1 pseudogene is annotated in these 808 nt (G+C 35.0%); it reads right to left on the bottom strand.

Annotated elements, in window-relative coordinates:
* Positions 1–695, bottom strand: a pseudogene (locus tag L1D46_RS20790) (hypothetical protein); the annotation flags it as partial.
* Positions 696–808: the final 113 nt, after the last annotated feature.

Below are 808 nucleotides of genomic sequence, written 5' to 3'. Positions count from 1 at the left end.
CTAACTATTAATAAATCTCTACAAATTGTGTTGTAGAACTTTGATAAATCCAAATTAACAACGTAAACCTCCTCCGAAGAAGAGGCTTGATTTAAAACACTTCTTCCTAACTCCATTGGTCTTTTTAAGAAGTTTTGATAATCAGTAAAAAACTTTCTGTATGTATCGCTATTTCCCCAACGAAACCAAGCTTGATCTTTGCTTTTCCAATCACATACCAGTCTATTACCGTAGCTATACACCTTATTACTTCTTGCTTGTGCAAAACTCTGATTTTTATCGCTGCAATTACCTTGCTCTGATTCAACCGCATCAGCCAGGCACAACATAGCAGCACTAGCCCATGTTTGATCTCTAATCGACATGTGAGCCAATGGCCTTATAGGTGGGTTTTCTTCTCGTTTATCAATACTTTTAGGATGCCAACCATCTTGATCAATAACCCATGTTTCACTTTTTGCAGCAGGTACCATCTCTAAAGGTTTAAGCTTGTTTCTAATAATCTGCCTTTTCCATTCGCTTACATTGTCCTCAATATTTAAGGCAGATACATCTAACTCCAATGTATCTGCATACCAGTTAAATGCACGAATGTAATTATGTGTTTTTTTCCAAGCTTGAGTGAGCACGACTTCATCAGCAAGATATTCAATCGTTGGTTTTAAAGTACGGTATTTTGGGTTAATTAGTTTCATGGCATCCCTGCATAGTTTTAATTAATATTATTTTCAAAAGTAGAATTATTGAAACTTATTAGTTTAAGAAAAGAACTGTCTGGCTCAGTTTTTTTGTAATATAAAGCTATAGC

The sequence above is a fragment of the Pseudoalteromonas sp. Isolate3 genome, assembly GCF_022398505.1.
Lineage (GTDB): Bacteria > Pseudomonadota > Gammaproteobacteria > Enterobacterales > Alteromonadaceae > Pseudoalteromonas > Pseudoalteromonas apostichopi.
This window is presented reverse-complemented; position numbering and strand designations above follow the sequence as displayed.